We start from the raw sequence: 20,670 nt of genomic DNA on the forward strand, positions 1-20,670 counted from the left end.
GAGGCAGCTATGTTAAAAGGAATTCCTTCTGTTTTATCACCGGAGCTGTTAAAGGTTCTGTGTGAAATGGGACACAGTGACAGGATTGTAATTGCGGACGGGAATTTCCCAGTGGAATCCATGGGGAAAAATGCCAAGGTAGTTCGGTTGGACGGACACGGTGTCCCGGAAATTCTGGACGCCATCCTTCAGGTATTCCCGCTTGATACTTATGTAGAGCATCCCGTGAACCTGATGGAGGTAATGCCGGGGGATCCTGTGGAGACTCCTATCTGGGATGAGTATAAAGAAATCATTTCCAGGCACGACGACAGGGGAAGCGCTGCGGTCGGCAATATTGAAAGGTTTGCCTTCTATGATGAGGCAAAAACTGCTTATGCCATTGTGGCAACCGGTGAAATGGCTGTATATGCCAATGTGATGCTGCAGAAGGGCGTCGTGAAGGATTAAGGAAAGAACGAAGAGAAAATAAAACAGAAATGACTTTAAGGGTATTCCATAAGCCTGTATGCTCAGGTAGTGGAATACCCTTTTTATGTGTCGGAGATAAAATAATATTTTACTTTGTGGAAAAATAATATTTATCTTTACGGAAGCATAATATTTGCTTTTGAAGAAAAATAATAATTAGCTTTGCGGATATTAATATTATGTTTTACTTGACTTTTAATCTGTAACTGATATAATTACAGTATATTAAATGTAACTAATAAAGTTACAGAATGAACGGAAGCTATAAGTGTAACATATTAATGGTTGGGAAAATGAAAGGAAGGTATGGGAATGAACACAAGGGAGCATGCAACAATGAAAATGCGGGGAAGCAGCGATATATCTTATCTGGGACAGGCGGTAGACAGTATGATATATGATTTTATGCGGGAGCATGAGATCCCCGGGCTTACGCTTGCCATTGTACAGGCGCCGTATATCCCGCGGGTGGTTGGATACGGAATGTCTGATGAAAAGCAGAGGCGTCTGGCCTCCCCTAATACTATGTGGCCGGCGGGGCATATTTCCCAGGCTTTTGCGGCGGTGGCCGTTATGCAGCTTTATGAAGACGGCAGGCTGGATCTTTCCGATACGGTAGGAAAATGGATTCAGGAGGTTCCGGAAGCCTGGAAGGAAATTGAAATACTTCAGCTGCTGCGCCATGCAACGGGTCTGCCGGATTACCGCTTCCAGCAGGATTTTAATCCATACAGGGCATGGGCCTTTGGAGAATTAATAGATTTGGTTCAGGCGCTGCCGCTGCACTTCAAACCGGGAACAGAGGTGATGCAGAGCGCTACGAATTTTCTTCTGCTGACGGAAATTGTGGAAAGGGCGGGGGAACAGAGCTACCATGACTTTGTTACGAAAAGGCAGATCCAATACCTTGGTTTACGCCATACCGGCTTTGCGGAGGATTTGGGGCATTTTATGTATGAGGATGTTTCTCTTACGGAAAATGTACATCAGCTGTTTAAGAAGGATCGGCTGTACATTGATCCCACAGAGCCTGCGGCAAGCTATGACGGAGAAGGAGGTTTGATACCACGTACGGATTCCTCCGCGTTAAGAGGTTTTTCAGATATTTGGGCATCTGCACAGGATATTTCCTTCTGGGATATCGGACTGGCCGGTTCCGTGCTGATTCATGAGCCGGAAAACAGGGCAAAGGTTTATGCGCCGTGGGAGCTGCCCGATGGCCGGTTGGTTCCGGCAGTGGCAGGCTGGCAGTTCTATAAACACAGGGGACTGATGGATATCAAGGGCTCAGTTCCGGGATATTCCGCATTCCTGAGCCGCTTTACGGATGCAAAGGAACTGGTATGCGTTACCCTGATGGCCAATAAGGAGGGAATTGATTTTACAAATCTGGGCCGACGCATCGCGGGCGCCTTCGGGGATTTACTATCCACGAACTACGATGATAATAAGCTTTATCTGTTTGAGGGCCAGCTTCCGGCTGAGGAGACGGTGGAGCGTCTGGAGAAGGAGCTTGCCGGCAGAGAGATACCTGTTTTTGCAAAGTTTGACCATGCGCAGAATGCAAAGGATGCAGGGCTTGAGCTGCGTCCGACTATCGTATTGGTATTTGGCTCACCAAAGGTTGGCACGGGTCTCATGCAGGCAGATCAGAGTATTTCACTGGAACTGCCTCTCAGGATTTCCATCTGGGAGGACGAGGCCGGAAGCACATGGCTGGCATTTCCAAGAATTCCCCGGATGGCGGCGGAGTATGGCCTGGAGAAGCATCCTGTCGTAGGGAAAATGGAGAGGCTGATGGAAGAACTGGTCAGGAAGGCAGGGAGCGTGTATTAGAGTTTTTTGAATACTTCTTTCCGACAGCGGCGCTTAAATATGTGTGATTAAAATATCAGATATTGGATAGGCCGGCTGTAACTGGTGATGAGAATGGTAAGCTGAGGTGGTAAAAAAGGGTATCCTGAAAAAATTCAGGATGCCCTTAAATGATCAGATATTCATAGTGATTGTTCTTTATAGATGTCCGGATTACCGCGGCCCATTGTAAGATGTATTTCCCTTTGCTGCGGAGTCAGGGATTGTGATAACTCATAACGGTTCCATCCGTTTTCTTCCTGGCCGCCCCAACATAGTTCCAAAGTTTTTTCTTCAATATCCATAACTACCGATTTAGTTGTTCCAAAATAATCCTCATAATATATACAGCTTAGCCCTTCGGGATAAGGAGTGAGCAGGAATTTTTTTAATTGGGAGAGATGCACTGTGGGATGATTAGATAAAAAAGCATTGATTCTCTCATATCGCTGCAAAGAATGGACAGCGGCATATGGATAAATTTCAGTAATTGGTTCAAGAAGCGGATGGTTGGTGGCAGTCAAAGAAAGTTCCCTGGAAGACGCATACCGAAAAGCATTTTGTCCGTCCATAGTTTCATACAGAGCCATTTTTCCATGATCCGCTAAAAGCATATTCATGTTGTAAGCAATGGGCATTTCTTTCAAAAAACTGATGGCTTCGTCTACAGACGAACAATTCTCAAGCACGGAACGCAACGCTGCCCAGTACATCATCCCACGGGTTTTTATCTGGCGTCCGGTGTTCATGCTCATAGCTACAGCTAATCCCTTATCGTTAATTCCCTCTTCCCGCCCAAACATCATCACACAGGTACCTATATGAGCATTTTTCCCATCTGCACATGTGCGCGCCAGTGTAAATTCTTCTAAATCGTGATGATATTCATAACTCCGTGCAAGAATAGGGTGGCCGTTTGCACTTTTCTGGGCAGATATTGCAATTTGACTACATGACGGACGAAGATATGTACCTGCATAATAAGCAACTTTCGAGACTGGTATACTACTTGCATCGGCAAACCCCTGCAGTTCATCGTTAAGACCCGGACACCATCGATCCAATAATCTGATTATTTCATTCATATCCGCCTTGTTCAGTTCTTCGCCGGACTTCATAAATGAGATGATCTGTTCACCGCAGTATTTTGTCAGTTGTCTGCCAATAGTCCTATGGGTTCCGGTCAGTTCGGCCGTGCGGGCGATTATATTCATTTTTCTTCTCCAAGCATTCCCCAGATAATAAAAATTATTTCATAGCTTTAACAGAGAAATGCAGTACTTATAGGGATTTGCAGAGTCTGATGGGAATTTTATGTATACAAAAGACAAAAATGATAATTTACTATATTTTACGGTATGTTTACACCAGCTCTTTATTCTTAAAATACATCTCTTTTATTCTCTCCAGCGTAATATCCGCCAGCCTCTTTTTGTCTTCCTTTGGAAGCTCATTGGGATAAATCGGCTCGCCGTATTCGATGACGACATGGGTTTTCTTTATCTTGGGAAGATGATCCTCAAAAACATCACCGGCATTATTCAAAGCAATAGGGACGATGGGACAGCCGGATTTCTCGGCAATTTTGAAGCTTCCTGCATGGAAAGGCAGGAAAGTGTCGGGAACCTTGTTGCGGGTGCCTTCCGGGAAAATGCAGATGGAAATGCCATCCTTAATTTTTCCAATGGCGGTTAAAATAATTTTGGCGCCCTGTTTCAAATCATTCCTGTCCAGAAACAGGCAATGCAGGTTCTTCATCCAGTTGCTGAGGAGAGGTATTTTCAACATTTCTATTTTGGCAACATAGCCGGTGGGGCGTGGAACCCGGACATAGGTCATAAGGATGTCAAAATAGCTCCGGTGGTTTCCGATGTAAAGCACGGCCTGATCCCTGGGAACACGTTCTTCGCCGATGTAGGTGATTTTAACGCCGGACAGGCGCAGACACCAGCGGAAAGCCCAGTTGACAATAGCCAGGGAACTCCTGTTTTTGACGTCCATATTGAATTTCCCGATAATCCACTCTGCGACCATAAGCGGAATGCTCAGAATAAGAAATAAAACTACAAATACTGCCACACTGATAAAACGAATCATGGGATGATTCCTTCCTTTCCCTGTCCCCGGAAACCGTGATAAATGCCCGGGGTATTTGTATTTTTAAGTATATACTACCATTATTTGCAAAGCAAGAATTTATTTGCTTTGTGTCGATGGATGCGTTTATCCTGCGATAGATGCAGGGAAAGGTTATTTCAGCAAATAATGCAAATATCAGAGGCCAAATTCCTGGAACAGGATTTCCTGAAAGTCATGGCTGGTAACGGCCTTTTCTATTTCACTGCTGCGTCCGTTCTCAATCAGGAGCCGTATTAACTGATTGACCCTGTTTTCTCCCTCTTTTATGCCTTCTTCCAGACCTTCTTCCTTTAAAAAAGCCATGTGCTCCTGCTCGTCATACTCCGTAAATAACATATCAATCACCTCCGCGCGATGGGCTGTGAGAATGTCCTTCAGTATATTTTCCTGAATACATTCCCGGATGGCGGCATCTGCCGCTTCATCGAAGGGCAGATTCATTTGCAGTTTCGTTCGTACTTTTTCTACAAAGATGGAATATTCCTTTAATTTCCTGCACTTATCCATGAGCCCGCTGTTGTGTCCCGCGTTGATGTTAAGCATAATTGCCCGGCATTCCAGGCATGGCTCTCCGGCATCCGAAGCAGGAGGAAAAGCGTCGGACATTTTCAGCTCAACGCGGTCAGGCTGATCCTCCAGGCCGTTGTAAAAGACAACAAATTTCGGCCGGGGAAGGGGAATGAGCTTTTTGCCGTACAGCCTGTCCTTGTATTCTTTGGTAATTTGTACTTCCAATTTTTGTGTTACCTCCATTATACAGTATTTTTCTTTTTGTTTCAACGGTAATGTGGGCGAAATTAAACCATAGGCTGTACACCACGCTTTCTGTTTCGTAATTAATAGAAAAGAGATGATGGCGAAAACGCCGGATGCCGCCTAGCGGCATAAGAGAAAAGAACGGATATTTAAAGGCCTGTTAAAAAGGCCGGAAGAAGATTAGAATATCCGTAGGGATAATTTAACACGGATTGGATGGCGGCACAACCAATTTTCCAAAAAAACAGTAATAAATCCAAAAAATCAGAAGGATTTTCCTTTCCTGTGATTTGTTAGAATAGAAGCATAAGGAAAGAGAAGGAGGGTTATCTATGAAAAAGAAAATGATCAGTATTTTATTGTGTGCGGCGCTGGGGATTACTACTCTGGCAGGCTGCGGAGGCGCTTCAGGAGGCACGACGGTGGCAAGTGAACCGGCAGCAGCCGTTGCGGAGGAGAGCAAGGAGAGCGCGGCGCCTGAATCCACGGAGGCGGCGGAGAGCCAGGAGAGCACTGTGGCAGCGGAAGCGGCGGTTGACGGAGGCGGGGAAATCCTGAATGTGCTCTGTCATTCCAGCTGGCGGACGGACGAGGCCAATGCGGTATTTGATTATGTGGCGGAGAAGTGCAATGTAAAATTTGAGTTCGAAGAGGTGCCGGAGGGCAGTTCAGGAAACGAGCTTATTTTTGCAAAGATGCAGTCAGGCGAGGTGCCGGATATTCTCTGGTGGCAGGGAGCGAAGACCAGCGCCACGGAAATTGGCGAGGATTTGTTCGTAGAGCTGTCTGGAGACTGGGTAAACGATTATAATGCCAGCATCCTGGAGTCTCCCAACCAGACCTACAACGGGAAACTGATTTGCGCGCCTTTCGGTGATGTGACGGTATTTGGCATGTGCTATAACAAAAAGGTATTTGCGGACAATCAGATCGAAATTCCGCAGACATGGGATGAAATGATGGCGGCCTGTGAGACGCTGAAGGCAGCCGGAGTGACACCGATGTATGTATCCGGTACGACAGACAATGAATGGACGCTTCAGATCATTCCTATTGACGCCAGGCTGAAACAGGAATCCATCGTGCCGGGAAGCATGGATTCGCTGAATTCCCACGAAAAGCTCTGGACCGATATGGAATATATGCAGCTGACCTTTGACCGTATGAAGGAAATGAAGGATAAGGGTTATATCCAGGATACCTTCCTTTCCGACAGCTATGCGGATGCACAGGAAGCGCTGCTTACCGGTACGGCGGCCATGTATTCACAGGCAACCTGGATTTATGCGGAGCTGACGAAGCTTGCAGAATCCCAGGAGGAGTTGGAAAATATCGGATTTTTCCCCATCCCGGCAACAGAAGCCAAGGATTCCATCGCCTATACGGAGACTCCTACCGGCTTTGTAGTGCCTAAGGAAGGAAAGAAAGTGGATCTGGCAGTACAGATTGTAGGAGAACTGGTAACCAAGGAAGCTATGACCGAGTATTACAAGATGCATCAGGGAATTCCTGCAGTTAACGGCGTTGATGTTAAGCTGACCAGTATCCCGGCGGATGTTTCCGCACTCATTGAAGCAGGTAAAACAAGCACGCTGCCCAACACCATTTATTCCACGCCTTCCATGGCCAGCGACGTACAGGCTATGCTGGCCGGAGACAAAACTCCCAAGGACGTGCTTGCAGGCTATGACACAGACTAGGATACCTATGCGAAGGAAGCGGGAAATCCTGACTGGGGATATTGATTTGCGGCGGTAACTGTGAGGGGATTGGACCGTTGCCAAAAAAGAACAGAACAAGGCGGCAAATAACGGATGCAGATATCTGCTGCGCCAAAAGCGGGGAAGGGGCCGGGAGGCACCTTCCCCCTGTTAAAGGAAGGGACGAATTATGCTAAGAAAAAAACAGTATCCGGTTTATTTTGCCCTGCCGGGCATCATCCTTTTTATTACTTTTTTTATTGTTCCGTTTCTGGTTGGGTTCCGGTATTCCTTTACCAATTGGAATTTCAGGAGAGCGGATTTTATCGGGCTGGAAAATTATATCAGTATACTTAAAAATCCAAATATGAGTATTGCCTTTAAGAACACCTTTTTATTTACGATAGTAACGACCGCGGGGAAGGTTTGCCTGGGCATGCTTCTGGCCGTGCTGCTGAACAGGAAGCTGCGGACCACGAATTATCTGCGTACCGTTTTTTATCTGCCTGCAGTGGTCAATTCCATTGCTATCGGCATTGTGTTTACCTCCCTGATGCATCCCTCCAAAGGGCTGATCAATACGGTAATCCGAGGTCTGGGAATGACCGGCTTCCAGCCGAAATGGCTGACCGATACCAGAATTGCCATGCTCTCTATCTGTGCCATTGAAATCTGGAAGTGGTCCGGCTATACCATGATGATTCTTCTGGCGGGGATGCAGAATATTTCCAGGGATTATTATGAAGCGGCAATTGTGGACGGCGCGACCAAATGGCAGCAGTTCAGAAATATTACGCTTCCCCTGTTGATGGCTTCCGTGAACAATGTGGTGGTGCTGAGCATCATCGGCGGGCTGAAGGTGTTTGATATTGTGGTGGCGACCACGGGAGGCGGTCCCGGCTATGCCACTGAGGTATTCAATACCATGATTTACAATTCCTACAGCTATCAGAAATACGGAGAAGCCACGGCAGGCACGACGCTGCTGGCCGTGATTATTCTTGTGATCACGTTATGCACCTATCAGACGATAGCCAAAAACGAGGTGGAGCTATGAGGGAAAACAGGAAAAAGAAAATTAAACAGGCCGTGTTTGAGACAATCGGCGTTCTCATCAGCTTTCTGGTGCTGATCCCGTTTCTGATGGTTCTGGTGAATTCCATGAAAAGTAAAAGACAGGCAAATCTGCTCCAGCTGAACCTGAAAGGGATTTCCCTGGGGCAGATTGTGGAAAATTACGGTACGGTGATTAAAGAGGCCAGGCTGGTATCCAGCTTCCTTAACAGCGCGATTGTAACCTTCTGCGGATCTGCGCTGGTGCTGACCTTCGCTTCCATGGCGGCGTTTGTAGTAGTGCGCAGAAAAACAAAGGCCATGAAGGCGGTAAATAATTTTATCGTAATGGGGCTGACGCTGCCGCTGGCAATGGTTCCCGTATACTTTCTTCTGTCAAAAGTGCATATGACGACTGGCACAGGGGCGGTGGCAGGTGCTATACTGGTATATGCAGCCAGTATTTTTCCGTTTATCTTTTTTATCTATACGGGATTTATCAAAGGGATATCCGGTGAAATTGATGAAGCGGCGATTATAGACGGCGCAAGTCCGCTGCTGATGTATTTCCGGATTATTTTTCCGCTGCTCAAGCCGGTTACCATTACGGCGCTGATGCACTGCGTCATGACGATTTGGAATGATTTCGGAATCTCCCTGTATCTGCTCAACAGCGCAAAAAGGACGACGGCGGTGCTGACCACCTATTTGTTCATGGGGCAGAAGGCTTCGGACTGGCAGCTATTGTTTGCTGATGTGGTTCTGGTGTCCATGCCGATCGTCATCCTATATCTGTGTATGCAGAAATATATTGTGGCGGGGCTGTCGGACGGGGCGGTTAAGGGATAGGTTATGAAGAAAAAATTTTTCAGTATGAAGCATAAATTTGTCATCATGGTCGCCAGCCTGCTTCTGTGTTTTGTGCTGGCGACAACGGTGATCTGGGGCGTTGCCTTTACGAGGGAAATTTCCGAAAGGGGCGTGGAGTATGCCAGGGAGATGACGGAGAGCGCGAATAAGAATGTGGAGGGCTATCTGAAGAAGCTGCGGCTGATTGCCTATATCCTGCAGAATAATTCGCTTGCAAAGCCCATACTGAATAAGACCTCCTATTCCAATGACAGCGAGCGGCTGACTGACATGAAAAATATGCAGCTGCTTCTGAAGGCCGTGATGACAGGGGCCGAGTATATGCAGAACATCTATGTGTTTACGGAAAACGGGATGGAATTTTCTGCGGGAGGCTCGCTGTCAACGCCGGATGAACAGGAGCTGGAGCGCTATAAAAGGCTGGCGGGGGAGCAGGATGTGTTATTTTCGGTCCAGCCGGCCAGGGATAAATACGATTATCCCAAAATGATGCTGACAAAGCAGCTGGATCTGGGAAGGGGGAAGCCGCTCTGCTGGGTGGTCATGTCCATTAACTGCCGGGGAATTTATGGAATTTATAATGAAATGCAGCGGTACGATGCGGGTGTGATTATCTGGGACAGACAGGCAGGGCAGGAAATATACCGCAACAACCTGGAAGGGCTGGAGCGGGGCGGGCCGGTGACGGAGGAAGAGGTGGCCGTCCTGGCGGAAAAAGAGGACGGAACGGTGAGCAGGATCGGGAAAAACAAGGTTCTGCTCATGAGCATGCAGTCAGAGGTGACCGGCTGGCAGAGCATTATTCTCATTCCGTATAAACAGATTTCAGGGCAGCATGGGAAAATGCTTTCCATGAATGCGGTGGTTCTGCTGCTTCTGTCTTTGACCGCGCTTCTGTTATGCCGTATCCTTGCGGAGAGGTTTCTCCGTAACATAGAGCTTCTTACGGATGCCGTGGAGGGGATCGGAAAGGATAATCTGCAGCTGAATGTGGTCATTACCTCCGGGGATGAGGCGGAGGTGCTTTATCACAGATTTGAGGATATGGTGGATCGAATCAAGGAACAGATCATCGATATCAGAATGCATGAGAAGGAAAAGAGGGTGCTGGCGCTGCGTGCCCTTCAGGCGCAGATCAATCCCCACTTTCTGTATAACAGTCTGAATACAATCAAGTGGATGGGGCAGATGCAGGGGGCGGAAGCGGTAGTGGACGCAGTGGATGCCTTAAGCTCCATCATGCAGGTGAACATGTCCAAGAAAACATATATGACCTTTCAGGAGGAGCTGGATTACCTGAACAAATACATATGCATGAAGGAATTCCAGAAGGCGGCAAGAATTAAATTTGTATGCAAAATTGAGGAAGAGCTGAGACAGTGCTATATCCTGAAAATGCTGATACAGCCGATTGTGGAAAATTCCCTGAAGCACGGAGGGGTAATGGAGGATAAGGACGGTTATATCTCCATTTCCATTTATGCGGACGGCGGGGATGTGGTAATCGACGTGGAGGATAACGGCCGGGGTCTGAGCGAGGAAGAAAGCAGGGATATTCTGGCCCGGCTTCAGAAAGGGGACGGAATCGGGCTGTTTAATATCCAGAAGCGGATCCAGCTGTATTACGGCGAGGAATATGGGGTGAGCATTACCGGGGAAAAGGGGATTTTTACCTGTGTTTCCCTGCGTATTCCCAAACGGACACAGGCAGGTGAGGAAGATGATTAGAGTATTACTGGTGGATGACGAGCTGCTGAGCCGGATGACGGTCCGCTCGCTGATTAACTGGGAAAAAGAGGGCTATACCATCTGTGGGGAATGCAGCGACGGGACCCAGGCCTGGGCGGCGATACCGTCCCTTCGGCCGCAGATCGTGATTACGGATGTGAAGATGAACCGGATGAACGGGGATGAGCTGGTGCGCCGCATCGCCCTGGAGTATCCGGAAATCTGCACCATTGTTTTCAGCGGCTATGATGATTACAAATATGTGAGGGACGTGCTGAAAAATAATGCCATCGATTACCTGATCAAGAATGATTTGACGCCAGAGCTTCTGCTGGAATCGCTGCACAAGGCGGAGGAGATACTGAAGACGGGGCCGGGCATTGAAAAGGATGAAAACAATCTGCAGGCGCTCAGGAGGCAGTTTGTGCTGCGTCTGATCGGAAAGGAATACCAGGGAAAGGAAGCGGCCATAGAAAAGGAAATGCAGACGCTTTCCATCGATATGGATATGGGAAGGGTGATCCCGGTGCTGCTGGTTATCCGCAATCTTGAAGAAAAGACGGGAGGCGGGACGCTGCGTGACCGGATGATCATAATTTTTTCCGTCTGCAATGTGCTGGAGGAAATTATCAGGGAGGATCATAAGGGGATGGCGGTTCCCCTGGAAAATAATGAAATCCTGCTTTTGATTTCGTTAAACGGTTGTGCCAGCGAGCAGCGGACGGGAGAGGAACTGCAGAAGATGATGAACCGCAGCAGCTTTTGTCTGAATAAGTTCATGCGTCTGAATGGAAACTTCCATATCGGCCGCATGTGTCCCCTGCGGGAGATGCCGGAGGCCTTTCAGGAACTGGAGGAACGCAGGAAAAAGGAATTTATGGATCTGCAGCCGGAGAGCGGGAGGGAGGAGGCGCAGGAATATAATGGAGGAAACGGCATCAGGCTGGAGGATGAGCAGAGGCTTACGGCTGCGCTGCGACAGGGGGATGAGACGCTGGCGGAGGAAACCGTAGACCATATTTTCCGGGAGATTTTTGAGGGGAATATCCTGCGTTCCGGCTGTACCCAGCTGTTTTCCGATCTGACTATCCTTTCTATATCTTTTTGCAAAAAACAGGGGATTCCTTATGAAAAGGTATATACGCACAGAACCGGCGTCATGGAGTATGTGGCGCAGATGGAAAAGCTGAGGGAGTGCGGGAAATTTTTTCATGAGCTTTTCGCTGCGATTATCCGGGAGAAAAAAGTGTTGGAGGGGCAGAATGGCTATTCCGTTCCGGTGAGAAAAATGGTATCCTATATCCATCAGCACTATATGGACGGGATATCTTTAGGGGACGCGGCGGATAATGCCGGTATGAACAGCTCCTATCTGAGCACCCTGTTTAAAAATGAGGTGGGCACGGGCTTCGTGGAATATCTGAACGAGGTCAGGCTGGAGCGGGCAAAGGAACTGATGGACAGCTCGCAGCTGAGGCTGAAGGAAATCATTGATGAAGTGGGCTTCTGCAGTTATCCTTATTTTTTCAGCCTGTTTAAGAAAAAATACGGGATGACGCCGAAGGAATATCAGAAGGGCCAGGGGCAGTGAGGCCTCCGGCTGGAAAAAGGAGAACAGGATGGCAGCATTTGATTTGGTTTTTCTGGGAACGGGGGCCGCGGACTGGCCCGTGAGGCCGCAGGCCGATGTGAGATATGATACGGACGGTCTCATCCGGCGGACCTGCAGCCTGCTTATAAACGGTAAATACCTGATTGATCCTGCGCCGGAATCCTGGTTTTTTGCCGTTAAGGTGCTTAAGCTTGATTTATCCGGGCTGAAGGCGGTTATACTGACGCACAGCCACGGGGATCATTTCAGCCTTAAGGCGCTGGATGGATTCCTGGGGGAGGCCAGGGGAAAGGTAGGCTTTTATTGCCATGAGGGCACGATACCCTCGCTGAAGCTGACGGAAAAGGAGCTGTCCCGGATGAGGCTGCACCCGCTGAAAACAGGGGACAGGGTGAAGCTGGGCAAGGTGACCATGCAGGCTTTGGGGGCGAACCATGAGGTATCCAGGACCCGGGAGACGGCGCTGCATTATCTGTTTGCCTGTGAAGGAAAGAAATTTTTCTACGGCTGTGACGGCGCCTGGTTTCTTGCCCAGACCTGGTCGGTTCTCAGAAAGCATGAGCTGGATCTGGCCATCATGGAGGCGACGGTGGGTTCCATGCGGGCCAATTACAGGATCGCCAGCCACAATACGCTGGCCATGGTGGATATGCTGGTGGAAGCCATGGAGGAATGCGGGATATTGAGGAAGGATTCCCTGGTGGTGCTGTCCCATCTATCCCGGGAGCTGCACAGGCCGGATGAGGATTACGGAAGCAAAATAGTGGCTTACGACGGGATGCGGCTGGAAATATAGCGAATTGGAATAAATGCCGGTCAGGCAGTGAAAAAAGGAGCAGGGTTATGAAAACTAAGGTATGGGCACACAGAGGAGCCAGCGCCTACGCGCCGGAAAATACACTGGAGGCCTTCCGTCTGGCGGCGGAGCAGAAGGCGGACGGCGTGGAGCTGGATGTACAGCTGAGTAAGGACGGAGAGCTGGTGGTCATTCACGATGAAACCATTGACCGGGTGAGCGACGGCTCAGGTTATGTCAGGGATTATACGCTGGAGGAATTGAAGCGGTTTCATTTTAACAGGCTTCACCCGGAATATGCGGATGCGCGCATCCCCACGCTGGCAGAGGTGTATGAACTGTTAAAGCCCACAGGCTTGGAAATCAATGTGGAAATCAAGACGGGAATCTATTTTTATCCCGGAATAGAAGAAAAGCTGTTCCGGCTGGAACAGGCTTTGGGAATGCAGGGGAAAATTATTTATTCCTCCTTCAATCATTACAGTGTGATGAAGATGAGAGAGTATGATCCGAAGGCCAAAACCGGTCTGCTGTATGCGGACGGCTTCCAGGATGTGCCCGGCTATGCGGCAGGGCTGGGAGCGGACGCTCTGCACCCTGCGCTTTATAACCTGCAGTATGAAGGCTTTCTTAAGGCCTGCCGGGAAAAGAAACTCCTTCTTCACGTGTGGACCGTGGATGATGAAAAATACATGCGCCGTCTGGTGCAGGAAGGCATCGATGCGATTATCACAAATAAACCGGATGTAGCCCGCAGAATCGTGGATAACGGCTGATTTTTACGGGCCGGCTGTGGAAAAGCTATGGCTTATAGCCGTAGGAAATCAGCAGCCCCAGTGTCTGGAGGATAGAAAGATTGTCTCTGTTTCCGTTTAGGAAGGAGGCAATTTTTCTTTGCCTGGAATAGTAGCTTTCAGCCTCCTGGCGGCTCATGCCATGGTTCATAAAGCCCTCCGCGCCGGCCTGGGTATCCACGGCCATATCCTCCGGCATCCAGTGGTTGGCCCGGAGCAGATCGGAAACGGCCTGTTCATAATCTGGCTGGGCCGGGCTGATATAACGGACCTTGTCGTTGAGCCGGATATCCACATGCAAAAGCCCCATACGTTCCATGAGGACAGGAAGCCTGATTCCTATGGCGTAGTCACGTCCCTGGCATTCCCGTTCTTTTTTCCACAGACTGCGCAGGCCGGTGCGGCTGCACAGCTCCCCATAATCCATTCCTTCAATGTACAGCCCGTCGCATTCCAGCTCTCTGTCTACCTCAAAGCAAGCGGTAATCCCTCCGGAGCGGGTGAAGGAAACCATCCGTTCCAGAAATGCTTCCGCTCTGTCGATATGGCGGAGCACCGCCTGACAGAGAACCAGATCATAGCTGCATTCGGATGCTTTTTCCGGCATCCATTCCATAAAATCCGCGCAGTGCAGAGAAACGTCAAAATCCGTATCGCACAGCATGGCTTTTCCCTCCCGGATGAGTGTTTCGTCAAAGTCCACGCCGGTATAGGTGCTTCCCTCAGGAAGCAGCGGCAGCAGGAGGCTGCCCAGGAAACCATAGCCGCACCCGCAGTCCAGGACACGGACGGGCTTTGTAAGCTTCCACACCTTTTCCACAAGGAAACCGATATAATCCTGGTTCCAGAAGGAAGAACGGGTGCGGGTAAGATAATCCAGCTGCCTGCCCCAATAGCCTTTTTTCCCCTTATCTGTGGGAATATAGGCGGCATCCGGAAGAGGCTTGAGCCCCATCAGTTCATCCACGGATACGCCGAATATCCCGGACAGCTGTGGCAGCAGGGCAATATCAGGAAAGGTGACGCCGGTTTCCCATTTGCTGACGGTCTGCGGCGCCACGCCCAGAAGCGCGGCCAACTGCTGCTGGCTGAGGCCGTGCTGTTTTCGTAACGGAGCGATTTGAAATTGAAATTCTGCCATAAAGTGTCCCCCTGTAATCTAAATGCCGCGCGGCCGTTAAGCTTTTTTACATACAATAACGCCGCTGCATCCTGTTTTGTTCCGGCCGGTAAACATACTTTACCACAGATTGGCCTGTCCAGGTATCCCGTTCTGCGGGAGAATGCCCGCCTGATAAGCGGACGGGGCCGGGAAAAATTTATCATCAATATGTACCATCCGCCGCAATATGAATGGCATGGCTGAATAGTCCCCCTTTTTCGGGGGAAATTGTAAATATCCGGCATAGGACATCCTGTCCGCCAATAGATTAGTAAAAAAGGCGGATAGGTTTTTCTATGAAAAAAATATGCTTGCTGGTGATAGTCTCCATCATGGCTGCTATGCTTTCTGCCTGCGGCGGCGAAACAGAAAAAGAAGAGAACAGGAACAATCTGGAATTTACGGTGGTAAGCGAGGATAGGCTGCCGGATGAGCTGAAGGAAATTCTGGATCAGAAAAAGGAAAGCGCCTTCAAGCTGACCTATGCGGACGAAGGCTATCTTTACATCTGCGTCGGCTATGGAAAGCAGGAAAGCGGCGGCTACAGCGTGACGGTAAATGAACTGTATGAAACGGACAATGCCATTTACGTCAATACCAACCTGCTTGGCCCCAAAGCGGGAAGCTCGCCCGGGACCAGTCCCTCCTATCCTTATATTGTACTGAAAATAGAATTCAGGGACAAAACGGTAGTATTTGATTGAAGAGAAGCGGCAGGGATTCCTGTGAGCGTCCGTTTTTACAGGGATCGGTGACTGTGTGCGGAAAATCCGGGCAGCCATAAATCCGGGCAAAGCGGTTGAAGAAAAAAACGGGTGTATGGTATAATGTCGGTGTAGCCGACATTATACCTGCGCCGGTTCGGGCAGGGCAGTGTCCAAAACAAAGAACCGCAGGTCGGCAACAGCAGAAGGAGAAAAATATGCTGCTTATCAAAAATACACATATGATAGACCCGGCGTCAGGCACTGACGCCAGGAAAGACATTTTGATTCAGGATGATAAAATCATAAAAATAGCAGACTCTGTCACGGAAAAAGAGGCTGCTGTTTTTTCCGGCAAGGAGGTGGACATGCTTCAGGTCATAGATGCCGGAGGCATGATTGCCGCGCCGGGACTTGTGGATGCCCATGTCCATTTCCGGGAACCGGGCTTTGAACATAAGGAAGATATCCGGACGGGAGCCCGCGCTGCGGCGGCGGGAGGCGTTACCACCGTGGTTCTCATGGCCAACACGAATCCATGCGTGGATAACCCGGAAACCCTTGCCCGGGTTTTGGAAAAAGGAAAGCAGACGGCAATCCATGTAACCACCTGCGCCAATGTGACCAGGGGAATGAAGGGGCAGGAGCTGACTGACATGCCTGCGCTCCTGGCGGCGGGCGCTGTGGGCTTTACCGATGACGGAATCCCCCTGCTTGCAGAGGAAACCGCGCGCAGGGCCATGGAACAGGCCGCTACTCTTGGCGTTCCCATCAGCTTCCACGAGGAAAACCCGGCATTTATCGAAAATAATGGAATTAACAGAGGAAAAGCCAGCGCCTTTTACGGAATCGGCGGATCCGACCGCCAGGCGGAAATCGATTTGGTGGCCAGAGACGTGCGACTGGCGGAGGAAACCGGCGCCTGTGTGGTCATCCAGCATATCAGTACAAAAGAGGCGGTGCAGCTGGTAAGAGAAGCGAAAAAAAGAGGGGCCGACGTCCATGCCGAGGCGACGCCCCATCATTTTACCCTGACAGAGGAAGCTGCCATAAAATATGGAACCATGGCAAAAATGAATCCTCCCCTCCGGGAGGAAGCGGACCGTCTGGCCATCATAGAAGGCCTGAAGGACAACACCATCGACATGATAGCTACCGACCATGCCCCCCACAGCGCGGAGGAAAAGGCCAGGGAGCTGACAGCGGCACCCAGTGGCATCATCGGGCTGGAAACCTCCCTTTCCCTGGGGCTGGAACAGCTGGTGGACAAAGGAGAGCTTACCCTCTCCGAACTGATAGAAAGAATGTCCCTTGCCCCTGCAAGACTTTATCATCTGGATGCAGGCCGCCTGACAGAGGGCGGACCTGCGGATCTGATTCTTTTTCGCCCGGAGGAAACCTGGAAAGCGGAGCATTTTCTTTCCAAATCCGCAAATACTCCCTTCCTGGGCCGTAAGATGAAAGGAAAAATCTACTTTACCATAGCAAACGGAAAAATTGCCTACCGTTCCTGACGGATACGGAAGAAAGGAAGAAAAATGGCACAGAAGAAAAAAGAACAAGCCACAGTATTGATGCAGCAGGAGATAGCCCCCGGGATTTATGACTGCCGGATAAGGACGGGCCTTGCCCGGGAAAGCGCCCCCGGCCAGTTTATTGCCGTCTACCCCAGGGACAAAAGCACCCTTCTGCCCCGCCCTATCAGCATTTGTGAAGTGAATAAGGAAGAGGAGACGCTGCGCATTGTTTACAGGGTGGCCGGAAAAGGCACGGCCGAGTTTTCCGGTTATCGCGCCGGAGACACCATGGATATCCTGGGAGTCCTGGGGAACGGCTTCCCTCTTGATAAAGTAAATAAAGACCAGACGGCCTTTCTTATGGGCGGGGGAATCGGCGTGCCTCCCATCCTGGAGCTTGCAAAACAGCTGGACTGCAACAAGAAAATCATTGTAGGCTACCGTGACAGCAGCTGTTTTTTGCGGGAAGACTTTGAGAAAAACGGGGACCTCTATATCGCTACGGAAGACGGCAGCGTAGGAACCGCCGGAAACGTCATGGATGCTATCCGTGAAAATGCCCTCAAGGCGGACATCATATATGCCTGCGGCCCCATGCCCATGCTGCGCGCCATCAAAGCCTATGCGCTGGAGGCGGACATCCCCGCCTATATTTCCCTGGAGGAAAGAATGGCCTGCGGCGTAGGCGCCTGCCTGGGCTGCGTCTGCACCACGAAAAATGTGGACGCACATTCCCATGTGCATAATGCCCGCATCTGCACGGACGGCCCTGTATTTGAAGCCAGAGAAGTGGAAATCTGAAAAAGGCGCTTTCAGCCCGCCTGATACAAAGTGCGCTAAAGCGCACAGATAGGAGTAAACATGAATACAAAAGTCAATATAGCCGGTATAGAATTCAAAAATCCCGTCATGACTGCCTCCGGGACTTTCGGCTCCGGCATGGAATACAGTGAATTTGTGGATTTGAACGCCCTGGGGGCTGTTGTCACCAAAGGTGTGGCAAACGTTCCCTGGCCCGGCAACCCCACTCCCCGTGTAGCGGAGGTTTACGGCGGCATGCTGAATGCCATCGGCCTTCAGAATCCCGGCATCGATGTTTTCATTGAACGTGATATTCCCTTCCTTAAACAATACGATACCAAAATCATCGTAAATGTCTGCGGAAAAACAATAAAAGAATATCTGGAGGTAGTGGAGCGTCTGGCGGATACGGACGTTGACATGCTGGAAATCAACGTATCCTGCCCAAATGTAAAAGAAGGCGCCATTGCTTTTGGCCAGAAAGCCGATTGTCTTTCTGAAATCACTTCCGCAATTAAAAAAGTTGCAAAACAACCAATCATCATGAAACTCAGTCCCAACGTCACGGATATCACAGAGATGGCTATGGCCGCAGAAGCGGCAGGAGCCGATGCCATTTCCCTGATCAACACCCTGACAGGCATGAAAATAGACATCAACCGCCGCACCTTCGTCCTTGCCAACAAAACCGGAGGCATGTCCGGCCCGGCCATCAAACCTGTAGCCGTCCGTATGGTCTATGAATGTGCTCAGAAGGTAAAAATCCCCATTATCGGTATGGGAGGCATCACCACCGCTGAAGACGCCCTTGAATTCCTCATGGCCGGGGCGACCGCAGTAGCCGTAGGAGCCGCCAACTTTATCAACCCCTATGCAACCCGGGATATTCTTGAGGGCATTCAGGCCTACCTTATCCAAAACAAAATTGCCGACATCAATGAAATCATCGGCTGTGTAAAATAAACATGCCCTGACGCCCGAAATCAGGAAAGGACCGGCCAGGAAGCTTTTACATTTTCCAGTCATATTTTTCCCCCGATCGAATACATTGTACAAAGGCATTCGCGTGGAGGGATATTTGTATGGAATTAATAAAAAAGAATATACATATGGACCGCATCAAATGTAAAGCCAGTACGCAGATAACCATGGAAGACGATATCAACATCACCGATTCCAGGCCTGACGTGTACCAGCTCATCGAGGAGCAGGGCGAAGTGGTCATCGATGAAATCAGAGCGGTGCAGGACCATGTGTATGTCAAAGGCAAGCTGGAATTTTCGGTGCTTTATCTTTCGGATGATGATGTGCGCCGTCCGGCCAGCATGCAGGGCAGCATTCCATTTGATGAGCAGATTTATATGGAGGGCGTGGCTCCCACCGACAGCGTATCCATAAAAAAGGACCTGGAGGATCTCAGCGTCGGCATGATCAACTCCAGAAAGCTGAGCGTACAGTCACTGATCCGTTTAGGCCTGTATGTGGAAGAGCTTTATGATGAAGAGGCCGCCGTGGAGCTGAGCAGTGCGGAACCTGTGGAATTCCGGCAGAAGACGATTAACCTCGCCAGCCTGGCGATTCAGAAAAAGGATATTTTCCGCATACGCGAGGAAATGGAGCTGCCCGGGGGATATCCCAATATCTTTGAAATCTTCTGGCAGAACTGCAGGCTTGGAGAAACGGAATTCCGGATTTCCGAAGGAAAGCTTTCCCTCCAGGGCGAGATCCAGCTGTTTTTCCTCTATGAAGGGGAAGGCGAAAACCGTCCTGTCATGTGGTATGAGGCGGTTATCCCGTTCAGCGGCGTTCTGGACTGCCAGGGGCTGAGAGAACGGATGGTGGATGACATTGCCTGCCAGATCGGACATAAGGAAATCGAGGTAAAAGCCGATGCCGACGGAGAAGAGCGCATCATAGGCCTGGAAATCGTTCTGGATTTGGATATGAAAATATATGAAGAAGAACAGACGGAAATTCTTTCTGACGTATATGGAGTAACGAAAGAGATAGAGGCGGTTTCCGGCGTGGGAAACCTGAAGCAGCTTTTAATGAAAAATACAGGAAAAACGAAGATTGCCGGTCATTTCAAGGTGGCTGCAGGACTGCCCAAGATGCAGCAGCTGTGCCACAGTGAATGCGAAATCCAGCTGGCTGAAACCAAAATTGTGGAGGAAGGCCTGCGCATCACCGGGGCAGCGGCAATCAAGAGCCTCTATGGCACAGGAGATCCCGAGGTCCCTTATGACAGTATTTCTGGAACCATTCCTTTCAGCTATGTGCTGGAAATCCCGGGTATCAGCCCGGACTGCACTTACAAGCTGGACGCAGTGCCGGAGGGGCTGAGCGTGACCATGATTGATGCGGATGAAGTGGATGTAAAGGCAGTGCTCGTTTTCCACGGCATTGTTTTCAACCACTATGAGGAGCCTATGATACAGGAGGTAAAGGTGACGGATCTTGATCCGGATAAGCTGAGCAGCCTGCCGGGAATTGTGGCCTACATTGCCAGGGAGGGTGACAGCCTGTGGAATATCGGCAAGAAATATTACGTGCCGGTGTCCCAAATCAAGGATATTAATGAGCTGGCTTCGGATGAAATCCATCCCGGAGATAAGCTGCTCATTGTAAAGGGAATTTCCTGATACAGCCGTTTCCATACAATAACAAACCCGCCGAAAACATAACGGCGGGGTTTCTTTTTCAGTGCCCCGGA

18 protein-coding genes are annotated in these 20,670 nt (G+C 49.7%); 14 read left to right on the forward strand and 4 right to left on the reverse strand.

Annotation, left to right across the window (positions count from 1 at the left end; translation table 11 throughout):
- The first annotated feature begins 9 nt into the window (after window positions 1–9).
- Both DXC51_RS14220 and DXC51_RS14225 read left to right on the forward strand, forming a co-directional pair.
- Window positions 10–450: an RbsD/FucU family protein gene (locus DXC51_RS14220; protein ID WP_025487588.1), complete on the forward strand. Its 441-nt coding sequence runs from the start codon at window positions 10–12 to the stop codon at window positions 448–450.
- Window positions 451–783: 333 nt separating this feature from the next.
- On the forward strand, window positions 784–2,307 hold the full coding sequence (locus tag DXC51_RS14225; protein ID WP_117544776.1) for a serine hydrolase: 1,524 nt from the start codon (window positions 784–786) through the stop codon (window positions 2,305–2,307).
- Window positions 2,308–2,468: 161 nt separating this feature from the next.
- Here the strand turns inward: DXC51_RS14225 and DXC51_RS14230 are convergent, their stop codons facing one another.
- From DXC51_RS14230 to DXC51_RS14240, 3 genes are all read right to left on the reverse strand, one after another.
- On the reverse strand, window positions 2,469–3,539 hold the full coding sequence (locus DXC51_RS14230; RefSeq protein ID WP_021635279.1) for an acyl-CoA--6-aminopenicillanic acid acyl-transferase: 1,071 nt from the start codon (window positions 3,537–3,539) through the stop codon (window positions 2,469–2,471).
- A 148-nt stretch (window positions 3,540–3,687) separates the two neighbouring features.
- A complete protein-coding gene (locus tag DXC51_RS14235; protein WP_117544777.1) occupies window positions 3,688–4,422 on the reverse strand; it encodes a lysophospholipid acyltransferase family protein in 735 nt (244 codons plus the stop codon).
- A gap of 177 nt (window positions 4,423–4,599) precedes the next feature.
- Window positions 4,600–5,199: a hypothetical protein gene (locus DXC51_RS14240; protein ID WP_181970106.1), complete on the reverse strand. Its 600-nt coding sequence runs from the start codon at window positions 5,197–5,199 to the stop codon at window positions 4,600–4,602.
- Window positions 5,200–5,552: 353 nt separating this feature from the next.
- Between DXC51_RS14240 and DXC51_RS14245 the strand changes: the two genes are divergently transcribed.
- The 7 genes from DXC51_RS14245 to DXC51_RS14275 all read left to right on the forward strand — a co-directional run bounded on the left by DXC51_RS14245 (window position 5,553) and on the right by DXC51_RS14275 (window position 13,755).
- Entirely contained in the window at window positions 5,553–6,920 is a 1,368-nt protein-coding gene (locus DXC51_RS14245) for an ABC transporter substrate-binding protein (protein ID WP_117544778.1), read from the forward strand.
- A gap of 190 nt (window positions 6,921–7,110) precedes the next feature.
- Window positions 7,111–7,977 (forward strand): carbohydrate ABC transporter permease, encoded by an 867-nt coding sequence (locus DXC51_RS14250; protein WP_021635284.1) that lies wholly within the window; start codon window positions 7,111–7,113, stop codon window positions 7,975–7,977.
- A complete protein-coding gene (locus DXC51_RS14255; protein WP_025487580.1) occupies window positions 7,974–8,822 on the forward strand; it encodes a carbohydrate ABC transporter permease in 849 nt (282 codons plus the stop codon). The genes DXC51_RS14250 and DXC51_RS14255 overlap by 4 nt, the downstream gene beginning before the upstream one ends.
- A 3-nt stretch (window positions 8,823–8,825) precedes the next feature.
- Window positions 8,826–10,571, forward strand: coding sequence for a sensor histidine kinase (locus tag DXC51_RS14260; protein ID WP_117544779.1), 1,746 nt, complete (start codon window positions 8,826–8,828; stop codon window positions 10,569–10,571).
- Window positions 10,564–12,162: an AraC family transcriptional regulator gene (locus DXC51_RS14265; protein WP_025487578.1), complete on the forward strand. Its 1,599-nt coding sequence runs from the start codon at window positions 10,564–10,566 to the stop codon at window positions 12,160–12,162. Before DXC51_RS14260 ends, DXC51_RS14265 begins: the two co-directional genes overlap by 8 nt.
- A gap of 28 nt (window positions 12,163–12,190) precedes the next feature.
- The gene (locus DXC51_RS14270; RefSeq protein WP_117544780.1) at window positions 12,191–12,979 is read left to right on the forward strand and encodes an MBL fold metallo-hydrolase; all 789 of its coding nucleotides are present in this window, start codon (window positions 12,191–12,193) and stop codon (window positions 12,977–12,979) included.
- A gap of 47 nt (window positions 12,980–13,026) precedes the next feature.
- Entirely contained in the window at window positions 13,027–13,755 is a 729-nt protein-coding gene (locus DXC51_RS14275) for a glycerophosphodiester phosphodiesterase (protein ID WP_025487576.1), read from the forward strand.
- A gap of 25 nt (window positions 13,756–13,780) precedes the next feature.
- Here the strand turns inward: DXC51_RS14275 and DXC51_RS14280 are convergent, their stop codons facing one another.
- Complete coding sequence (locus DXC51_RS14280; protein ID WP_117544781.1) at window positions 13,781–14,914, reverse strand: helix-turn-helix domain-containing protein; 1,134 nt, start codon at window positions 14,912–14,914, stop codon at window positions 13,781–13,783.
- A gap of 317 nt (window positions 14,915–15,231) precedes the next feature.
- On the opposite strand from DXC51_RS14280, the gene DXC51_RS14285 reads away from it, so the two are divergent.
- The 5 genes from DXC51_RS14285 (at window position 15,232) to DXC51_RS14305 (ending at window position 20,599) form a co-directional block, all read left to right on the forward strand.
- Window positions 15,232–15,639, forward strand: coding sequence for a protease complex subunit PrcB family protein (locus DXC51_RS14285; RefSeq protein WP_102290145.1), 408 nt, complete (start codon window positions 15,232–15,234; stop codon window positions 15,637–15,639).
- A 218-nt stretch (window positions 15,640–15,857) separates the two neighbouring features.
- Entirely contained in the window at window positions 15,858–17,153 is a 1,296-nt protein-coding gene (locus DXC51_RS14290; protein ID WP_117544782.1) for a dihydroorotase, read from the forward strand.
- A gap of 24 nt (window positions 17,154–17,177) precedes the next feature.
- Window positions 17,178–17,957, forward strand: a complete 780-nt coding sequence (locus DXC51_RS14295; protein WP_117544783.1) for a dihydroorotate dehydrogenase electron transfer subunit — start codon at window positions 17,178–17,180, stop codon at window positions 17,955–17,957.
- A gap of 60 nt (window positions 17,958–18,017) precedes the next feature.
- Entirely contained in the window at window positions 18,018–18,920 is a 903-nt protein-coding gene (locus tag DXC51_RS14300; protein ID WP_021635296.1) for a dihydroorotate dehydrogenase, read from the forward strand.
- Window positions 18,921–19,039: 119 nt separating this feature from the next.
- Entirely contained in the window at window positions 19,040–20,599 is a 1,560-nt protein-coding gene (locus DXC51_RS14305) for a DUF3794 and LysM peptidoglycan-binding domain-containing protein (RefSeq protein WP_025487572.1), read from the forward strand.
- Window positions 20,600–20,670 lie beyond the last annotated feature (71 nt).

This window comes from Eisenbergiella massiliensis (assembly GCF_003435485.1).

Excerpts from the sequence above, each read along its gene's own strand:
- DXC51_RS14220 (WP_025487588.1), top strand. The coding sequence starts at position 10 with ATGTTAAAAGGAATTCCTTCTGTTTTATCACCGGAGCTGTTAAAGGTT.
- DXC51_RS14225 (WP_117544776.1), top strand. The coding sequence starts at position 784 with ATGAACACAAGGGAGCATGCAACAATGAAAATGCGGGGAAGCAGCGAT.
- DXC51_RS14230 (WP_021635279.1), bottom strand. The coding sequence starts at position 3,539 with ATGAATATAATCGCCCGCACGGCCGAACTGACCGGAACCCATAGGACT.
- DXC51_RS14235 (WP_117544777.1), bottom strand. The coding sequence starts at position 4,422 with ATGATTCGTTTTATCAGTGTGGCAGTATTTGTAGTTTTATTTCTTATT.
- DXC51_RS14245 (WP_117544778.1), top strand. The coding sequence starts at position 5,553 with ATGAAAAAGAAAATGATCAGTATTTTATTGTGTGCGGCGCTGGGGATT.
- DXC51_RS14250 (WP_021635284.1), top strand. The coding sequence starts at position 7,111 with ATGCTAAGAAAAAAACAGTATCCGGTTTATTTTGCCCTGCCGGGCATC.
- DXC51_RS14255 (WP_025487580.1), top strand. The coding sequence starts at position 7,974 with ATGAGGGAAAACAGGAAAAAGAAAATTAAACAGGCCGTGTTTGAGACA.
- DXC51_RS14260 (WP_117544779.1), top strand. The coding sequence starts at position 8,826 with ATGAAGAAAAAATTTTTCAGTATGAAGCATAAATTTGTCATCATGGTC.
- DXC51_RS14265 (WP_025487578.1), top strand. The coding sequence starts at position 10,564 with ATGATTAGAGTATTACTGGTGGATGACGAGCTGCTGAGCCGGATGACG.
- DXC51_RS14270 (WP_117544780.1), top strand. The coding sequence starts at position 12,191 with ATGGCAGCATTTGATTTGGTTTTTCTGGGAACGGGGGCCGCGGACTGG.
- DXC51_RS14275 (WP_025487576.1), top strand. The coding sequence starts at position 13,027 with ATGAAAACTAAGGTATGGGCACACAGAGGAGCCAGCGCCTACGCGCCG.
- DXC51_RS14280 (WP_117544781.1), bottom strand. The coding sequence starts at position 14,914 with ATGGCAGAATTTCAATTTCAAATCGCTCCGTTACGAAAACAGCACGGC.
- DXC51_RS14285 (WP_102290145.1), top strand. The coding sequence starts at position 15,232 with ATGAAAAAAATATGCTTGCTGGTGATAGTCTCCATCATGGCTGCTATG.
- DXC51_RS14290 (WP_117544782.1), top strand. The coding sequence starts at position 15,858 with ATGCTGCTTATCAAAAATACACATATGATAGACCCGGCGTCAGGCACT.
- DXC51_RS14295 (WP_117544783.1), top strand. The coding sequence starts at position 17,178 with ATGGCACAGAAGAAAAAAGAACAAGCCACAGTATTGATGCAGCAGGAG.
- DXC51_RS14300 (WP_021635296.1), top strand. The coding sequence starts at position 18,018 with ATGAATACAAAAGTCAATATAGCCGGTATAGAATTCAAAAATCCCGTC.
- DXC51_RS14305 (WP_025487572.1), top strand. The coding sequence starts at position 19,040 with ATGGAATTAATAAAAAAGAATATACATATGGACCGCATCAAATGTAAA.